2 protein-coding genes are annotated in these 8,926 nt (G+C 66.7%); both read right to left on the bottom strand.

The window, feature by feature from the left end:
• On the bottom strand, nt 1-4,027 hold a 4,027-nt coding region (locus RDCOP1_RS21010), incomplete at its 3' end, for a non-ribosomal peptide synthetase (RefSeq protein ID WP_143152202.1).
• 119 nt (nt 4,028-4,146) lie between these two features.
• Nucleotides 4,147-8,926, bottom strand: a 4,780-nt coding sequence (locus RDCOP1_RS21005; protein ID WP_255311427.1) for a non-ribosomal peptide synthetase, incomplete at its 5' end; no start/stop codon positions are given.

Below are 8,926 nucleotides of genomic sequence, written 5' to 3'. Positions count from 1 at the left end.
GCGACACCACCACACCCTTCGGCCGCCCCGTCGAACCCGACGTGAAAATCACATACGCCGTATTGCCTGGGCGGAGCACGTCCCGCCGCTCCCCATCACCGATCCGCTCGGCAGAGACCCCCGCGAGATCGAGCCGATCGATCACCACCGCCTCGACATCTACCCCGGACGGCACCTCGAACCCATCGCGGGCCGTCGTCACCACACACACCGGGGCAGCAATATCGAGCACATGCCGGATGCGATCTGCCGGATGATCCGGATCGATCGGCACATACGCGCCACCCGCCCGCACGATCGCATACATCCCCACCAACAGATCCAACGACCGGCGCACCGCCAACCCCACCGTCGTCTCCGGACCCACACCCCGCGAGATCAAATACCGCGCAACCCGATTGACCCGCGCATCGAACTGCGCGTACGTCAACGACACGCCCTCGAACACCACCGCCACCGCATCCGGCGACGCAGCGACCTGCGCATCGAACCGATCCAACAACGTTCCTTCGGGCACCGGATGCGACGTATCGTTCCACCGCTCGAGCACCGCAATACGCTCGTCGGCACCGAGCAGATCGATATCCCCCACCCGCCGCGACGGATCGGCGACGACCGCCTCGAGGATCCGCACGAACCGCTCCGCGAACCCCTGAACCGTCGAAGCATCGAACAAATCGGTCGCGTAGGTGAACTCGACGCCGAAACCCTGCGACTGCTCACCCGACCCGACCAGATCGGTGACGGTCACCTGAAGATCGAACTTCGCGATCGCCGTGTCGAATTCCAGTGCCTCGACCGACAGGCCGGGGAGCTCGAGGGATGTGACGGGCATGTTCTGGAAGGTCAGCATCACCTGGAAGAGCGGATGACGCGCCTGCGAACGCGCAGGATCGAGCACCTCGACCAACCGCTCGAACGGCACATCCGCATGCGCGAACGCCTCCAGGTCCACATCGCGCACGCTGCCGAGCACGTCGTCGAACGAGCGGGAGGTGTCGATCGGAGTCCTGAGGACCAGGGTGTTGACGAACATGCCGATCGCATCGTCCAGCGCGGCATCCCCGCGACCGGCGACAGGTGATCCGACGACGATGTCGTCGGTGCCCGACAACCGGCCGAGCAGCACTGCCAACGCGGCGTGCACCAGCATGAACTCGGTCGAGCCCTGCCGGCGCGCGAGCTCTGCGATACGACGACGCAGGTCGGAACCGACGTCGACCCGGTGCGATGCTCCTCGGTTGCTCGCCACCGCGGGGCGCGGGCGATCCCGTGGAAGCTCCAGCTCGTCGGGAAGCTCCGCCAGCGTCCGGCGCCAGTAGTCGAGTTGTTGTGCCATGAGCGACGACGGGTCGTCCTCGCTGCCGAGCACCTCGCGCTGCCAGAGTGCGTAATCGGCGTACTGCACCTCGAGGGGTTCCCACTGCGGAGCACTACCCGATGCCCGGGACACGTAGGCGGACATGACATCTCGTGTCAGAGGGCCGGCGGAGAATCCGTCGGCGGAGATGTGGTGGACCACCACCACCAGCACGTACTCCTGGTCGGAGACACGCAGCACCCGCACCCGGAACGGCACCTGACGGGTGACGTCGAATCCTTCGGAGACGATGTCGGTGACGCGGGCGACCACGTCGTTCGGGGAGATCGGTTCGGGCGTCACGTCGACGACGAATTCCGAGACCGGCAGCACCTGCTGGCTGCCGACCCCCTCGTCGTCCGGGTAGATCGTCCGGAGCGACTCGTGCCGGGCGATCACGTCGGAGACCGCGGACGACAGGGCCTCGACCTCGACGCGTCCCACGAGCCGTATCGCCAACGCGATGTTGTTCACCGCAGAGTCGGGATCGAGTCGGTTGAGAAACCACATTCGCTGCTGCGCCAGCGACAACGGCACCCGATTCGGACGTACCTGGGCGACCAACGGCGCACGCGTGTCGCCCCCGGAAGCCGATGCGGCGTCGACGAGAACCGCGAGTTCGGCGGCGGTCGGCGCATCGAAGAACTCGCGGACGTCGATGCGGACGTTGTGGTCGGCACCGAGTCGTGCCACCACGCGGGTCGCACTGAGCGAGTTGCCGCCGAGGTCGAAGAAGTCGTCGTCCACGCCGAGTCCTTCGACGCCGAGAACCTGCTCGAAGGCAGCAATCACAGTGTGTTCGGTCGGGGTGGACGGCGCGCGGTACTCCCGCTGGAGTGAGCTGAAGTCGGGTTCCGGCAACGACTTTCGGTCGAGTTTTCCGCTCGCGCCCAGCGGGAAGGCGTCGAGTGCGACGAACAGCGAGGGCACCATGTAACCGGGAAGACGCCGCCGCACCGCGTCTGCGAGTTCGGTGCGGTCGATCTCGCGGCCGTCGGTGACGAGGTAGGCGACGAGGTGGTCGCCGAGGGTGGGTTCGTGGTGCACCACCACCACGGCTTGACGCACCGTCGGGTGGTCGAGCAACGCCGATTCGATCTCTCCCAGTTCGATGCGCAGTCCGCGGAGCTTGACCTGGAAGTCGGTGCGGCCGATGTACTCGAGTTGCCCGTCGGAGTTCGTCTTCACGAGGTCGCCGGTCCGGTACATGCGGTCGCCGGCGTCGCCGAACGGGTCTGCGACGAACCGGTCGGAGGTCAGATCGGGGCGTTGCAGGTAGCCACGCGCCAACTGGACCCCGGCGAGGTACAACTCGCCCTCGGATCCGTCCGGAACCGGACGCAGACCCTCGTCCAGAACGTAGAGACCGGTGTCGGCAACCGCCGCGCCGATAGGGACGACGGTGTCGCCGGGCGCGGTGGCGTAGTAGGTGACGTCGACCGCGGCTTCGGTGGGCCCGTACAGATTGTGCAGGCTCGCCGAGGACAGTTGATGGAACCGCGCCACCGTCTGCGGAGGCAGGGCCTCACCGGACGCGAAGACGTAGCGCAGGGAGGTCACCGATGCAGCGGCAGGCTCCTCGAGGTACACCGCGAGCATCGACGGTACGAAGTGAGCGATGGTCACGCCGTGGTCGATCATGGTGCGGGCGAGGTACCCCGGATCGCGATGGCCGTCGGGCGCTGCGATCGTCAGGCACGCTCCCACCTGTAGCGGCCAGAAGAACTCCCACACCGACACGTCGAACGTGAACGGGGTCTTCTGCACAACCACGTCGTCGGCGCGCATTCCGTACTCGGCCTGACGCCAGGCGATGTTCGCGACGATCGCACGGTGTTCGACCGCCACGCCCTTGGGACGCCCCGTGGATCCGGAGGTGAAGATGACGTACGCCAGGTGGTCGGCGGTCAGCACGCCCGTCCGCTCCTCGGGCCGGACGGGTTCGTCGGAGACGCCCGACAGGTCGATCGTGTCGACTGCCACCGCAGGGACCGTAGCGGGCAGGTCCACGTCGTCTCGTGCGGTCGTGACGACGACTGCGGGTTCGGCGATCTCGAGGACGTACGCGAGTCGATCGGCCGGGTGATCGGGATCGAGAGGCACGTATGCGCCGCCGGCCTTGACGATCGCGTACATGCCGACGAGCAACTCGAGCGACCGCCGGACGGCGAGACCGACGCGAACGTCGGGCCCCACACCGAGGTCGATCAGGTGCCGCGCGAGGCGATTCGCGCGAGCATCGAACTCGCGATAGGTCAGGGTGTCGTTCTCGAATCGGAGCGCCGTCGCGTCCGGTGTCGCGGCCACCTGCGCATCGAACTTTGCGGCGAGGGTGTTCGGGTCGGCTGCCGCCGGCGCGACCGCGTCGTCTCCGAGCACCACCAGAGCGTCGGAGAGAAGCGAATCGACGACCGCGGGAAGTCCTCCGCCGCCGAGCAGTCCGGGGGCGACGTTCGACAGCACGACGGGGAGGAGGGCGTCGAACCCGAGCGCGCCACCCATCGCCGCGTCGAGGGTCGTTATCTCCTGGTGCAGGCTGCCGTAGGTAAGCCGGGTCTCGCCGTCGACGAGGGCTACACGGTCGGGCTCGACGTCCGCCACGGCGGCGAGCACCCGAGGCAGATCGCCGATTGCCAACGCCGGATTGCCCGCCACGTCACTCGTCATCTACCCCATCCTCCTGAAATAACCTGCGCTCGCTGTATCGCTCACGCGACCCCCGACGGTACTGTCCGAGCGTCGAACGACATCCGATCCTCGATTATCCCGAACGGACCGACGCAGAACTAATCCGCGGAGATCACTCCCTCTGCCTGGGCGATCACCTGACGCACGAGTTGCGCGAGACCGTCCGCCCCAAGTTCTGGCAGCATTCCCGGCACCAACCCGTTGAGCACCACCGATACGAGCGCTTCCGCGGTCAGCGCACCGCCTGTGGTCGTCGTCATCGTGTCCAGGCGTCCAGCGAACTCACCGAATGTGACTTCGCGTTCACCGTGCACGAAGGCGACCGTGTCGGGTGCGACCGTGGCTGCTGCCGTCACGAGTGCGGGAAGATCCGCCACCGTTCGCGCCTTCTGCGGCCGTGCGGCACGCGCACGTTCCTCGTCCGAACGGATGTCGATCGACCGCAGCACCGTGCGAGGGTCGGTGGCGACGGCATCGAGGATCCTGACGAAGCGACGACCGAACGTTTCCACCGTTGCCGCGTCGAACAACGCCGTGGCGTAGGTGAAGGTCACCGCGAGATCCTGAAGCGCACCACCCGGCGAGAACTGTTCGACGATCGTGCACTGCAGATCGAATTTCGCTTGGTCTACGCCCGTCTCGAGCGGAGTCACTGCCAGACCCGGCAGTTCGAACGTCCCGGTTTCGATGTTCTGGAACGTCAGCATCGCCTGGAACAGCGGTGTGTACGAGCTGCTCCGCCGCACCCCGAGACGTTCCACGACCCGTTCGAACGGCACGTCCGCGTTGCCGAACGCGGCGAGATCCTTTTCCCTGGCCTGTTCCAGCAGTTCCGAAAACGTCGATGAACCGATGACGCGGGTACGGAGCACCATGGTGTTGACGAACATGCCGACGAGACCGTCGAGTGCTTCTTCACCACGACCCGCCGTCGGAGTGCCCACGGTGATGTCGTCGCTGCCGGACAGCCTGGAGAGCAGCACCGCGAAGGCGGCGTGCATCGCCATGAATACGGTGGCGTGGTGTTCCCGTGCGACCTTCTCGATACGGACGGCGAGTTCCTCACCGACGTCGAAGGTGATCGATGCACCCGCGGTGGACTGCCGGGCCGGTCGCGGACGGTCGGTGGGGAGCTCGAGCACTTCGGGTGCGCCCGCGAGTTCACTTGCCCAGTAATCGAGTTGACGTGACAGTTCGCTGTCCGGATCGTCCTCGGAACCGAGAACGGACTGCTGCCAGAGCGTGTAGTCCGCGTACTGCACCTCGAGTGGCGCCCAGCCCGGGGCTTGTCCCTGCGCACGGGCGGTGTAGCCGAGCATCACGTCGCGGACGAGCGGCCGCATCGAGTAACCGTCCGCGGCGATGTGGTGAGCGACCACGGCCAGCACATGTTCGCTCGCCGAGATCCGGAACACCGCCATCCGCACCGGAGGCGGCGAAACGGTGACGTCGAATCCGGCGCCGAGGATCTCGGTGAGACGGTCGACGAGTTCGCCGGGGGTCACATCGATCGGGGTCAGAGCCGGAACGGCCTCCGCAACCGGCAGGACGATCTGCACGGGGCCGTCCTCGGTGTCCGGGTAGACGGTCCGGAGTACCTCGTGCCTCGCGAACAGGTCGAAGACCGCGTTCTGGAGGGCCTCGGTGTCGAGTTCACCGGTCAAGCGCACGGCAACCGGGATGTTGTAGACACCGGAGTCGGGATCGACCCGGTTCAGGGTCCACATCCGCTGCTGCGCCAACGACAACGGAATGCGTTCGGGCCGTGGTCCGGCGACGAGGGGGGCGCGAGCCCCCTCCCCGACGGAAGGCTGGATATGGGCCGCAAGGGCCCCCACCGTGGGTGCCTCGAACACCTTCCGCACGGCCACCTTCGTGTCGAGCGCCGCGCCGAGACGTGCCGCGAGTTGTGTCGCGAGCAGAGAATTGCCGCCGAGGGCGAAGAAGTCGTCGTCGAGACCAGCCCGCTCCACACCGAGCAACTCGGCCACTGCATCCGCGACGACCTCCTCGACCGGATTGGTCGGTGCGCGGAACTCGCCTGCCTCGACGCCGGGATCGGGCAGCGCCGCCCGGTCGAGTTTGCCGTTGGTGCTGAGCGGCAGCGCATCGAGTTCCACGAATGCCGACGGCACCATGTACGACGGAAGCCGTTCGGCGAGTGCGGAACGGACATCGTTCTCGTCGAATCGCCCATCGGCCGGAACGACGTATGCGATCAGCCGGTCGCCGGTCCGGGCGTCGGAGCGCACCACGACAGCGACGTCGCGCACGTCCGTGAGGTCGCGCAGAGCGACCTCGATCTCGCCGAGTTCGATCCGGTATCCGCGAATCTTCACCTGGAAGTCGGCGCGGTCGAGGTACTCGAGTCGGCCGTCCCGGTTCCATCGCACGATGTCGCCGGTGCGGTACATGCGTCCGCCGCCGAACGGATCCGCGACGAATCTGTCGGCCGTCAGGTCGGGGCGGTCGTGGTAGCCACGCGCCAGTTGGGCACCCGCGAGGTACAACTCGCCTGCCACACCCGGGGCGACCGGACGCAGCCGCCCGTCGAGAACGTGGACGGCGGTGTTCCACTCGGGCACACCGATCGGGACGATGACCGTGTCGGCATCGTCGACCTCGTGAACGGTGACCGAGACGGCAGCTTCGGTCGGGCCGTACAGGTTGAACAACGCCGCCGAATTCGCCTGGCGGAATTGCTGTGCCACCGGAGCCGGCAGGGCCTCGCCGATCGCGAGGACGCGACGCAGCGACGGGGAAAGCGGGCCCGCCGCCACGGTCATGAGCATCGACAGCATGGACGGAACAGTGTGCAACGTGGTGACGTTGCGGTCACGGAGCAGTCCGAGCAGGTAGTCGGGGTCCTGATGACCGTCCGCAGTTGCCACGACCAGACGCGCACCGGACGTGAGCGCCGACCAGAACTCCCACACCGACAGGTCGAAGGTGGCGACCGTCTTGAGGAGCACGGCATCGTCCGGGCCGAGTCCGAAGAAGCTGCGCTTCCACAGCAACTGGTTCACGATCGCGGCGTGCGGAACGGCAACACCCTTCGGCCTGCCCGTCGAACCCGATGTGAAGATCACGTAGGCCGTGTGGTCCGGCCGTAGCGGCGCGGTCCGCTCGACATCGGTGACCTGTGTGTCCGCGACATCGGAGAGGTCGACGCGGTCGAGTTCGACCACCCGAACCTGCCCGTGTCCGACCGGGTCTGCACTCGTCGTGACGATCGCCGCGGGTGCAGCGGTGTCGAGGATGTACGCGTTCCTCTCGGCAGGCTGCGCGGGGTCGACGGGCACATATGCGGCGCCGGTCTTGGCGATCGCATACATCCCGACCAGCAGTTCAGGCGAACGCCGAACTGCAAGTGCGACACGGTCTTCGGGTCCAACACCGAGTGAGATCAGATGACGGGCGAGCCGGTTCACCGACGAGTCGAACTCGCCGTATGTCCACTGCCGGCCCTCGTAGTCGAGGGCCACGGCATCGCGCCGGGTGGCGACCTGCTCGTCGAACAGGTCTACGAGGGTGGCGGATACGCCGGTGTCCTGGGTGGTCTCGTTCCGTTCGGCGAGAACGTGGCGCTCGGACGGGAGAAGCAGAAGGTGGTCGCCGACCGGCGCAGCGGGATCCTCGACGAACGCACCGAGTAGCTGCACGAACCTGTCCGCGACCGCTTCCACGGTCTCCCGCTCGAACAGATCCGTCGCGTAGGTGAGGACGGCGTCGATGCCGTCCGGCGTTCCGTCCTCGCGGTAACGGTCGGTGACGATCAGGTGCATGTCGAACTGTGCGACGCCACCTTCGAGGTCGATCGGCGTTACGTCGAGACCGGGCAACTCGAGTTCCGAGCGGCGCTGGTTCTGGAATGAGAATCCGACCTGGAAAAGCGGGTGCCGTGCGGTCGAGCGCGCCGGATTGAGGACCTCGACGAGTCGTTCGAACGGTATATCGGCATGCGCGAACGCCTGCAGATCCGTTTCACGGGCAGCGACGAGCAGATCACCGAAGGAGTTGCCGCCGTCCACCTGCAGTCGCAGCACGAGTGTGTTGACGAACATGCCGATAAGGTCGTCGGTTGCCTGCTGGTCACGGCCCGCGATGGGTGTGCCGACCGCGATGTCACCGGAACCCGACAGCCGGGCTAGCAGCGCCGCGAACGCGGCATGCACGGCCATGAACACCGTGGCATTCTGCGCCCGAGCGAGGTCGCGTAGCTCATCGTGCAGGTCGGCACCGATGCGGAACTCCACACGGTCACCGCGGAAGTTCTGCTGTGCCGGCCGCGGTCGATCGAGCGGGAGATCCAGCTGGTCGGGCAGGTCGGCCAGGGACTCACGCCAATAGGCGAGCTGCTTCGCGGCGGTCGAGTCCGGGTCGTCTTCGGAGCCGAGCACCTCGCGCTGCCACAACGTGTAGTCCGCGTACTGCACTTCCAACGGCGCCCAAACCGGTTCGGTTCCGGCGGTCCGCGCGGAATACGCCGTCATCACGTCACGCACCAGCGGCACCATCGAGGACCCGTCGCCACTGATGTGGTGCACGACCGTCACCAGCACATGGTCCTCGTCGGTTACGCGCAGCAGATGCATACGCACGGGCACGTTCGTCGTCACGTCGAATCCGGCCGAGACGATCTCGCGCATCCGGGTCTCGAGGTCTGTCGCCGTGACATCTTCCGGGGTCAGGTCCACCGACGCCTGCGCCGCCGGAAGGATGCGCTGAACGGGACCGGACTCCGTCTCCGGGTAGACGGTGCGCAGTGATTCGTGCCGGGAGACCAGATCCGCGACCGCGTCGCGAAGCGCTCCGACGTCCAGTGCACCGGTCATCCGCAGGGCGAGCGGAATGTTGTATGCGGTGGAATCCGGATCG

It is taken from the genome of Rhodococcus coprophilus NBRC 100603 (assembly GCF_001895045.1).
In the GTDB taxonomy this organism is placed as follows: Bacteria; Actinomycetota; Actinomycetes; order Mycobacteriales; family Mycobacteriaceae; genus Rhodococcus; species Rhodococcus coprophilus.
Note: the sequence above shows the minus strand (reverse complement) of the source record. Positions and strands in the feature narration are given on the sequence as shown.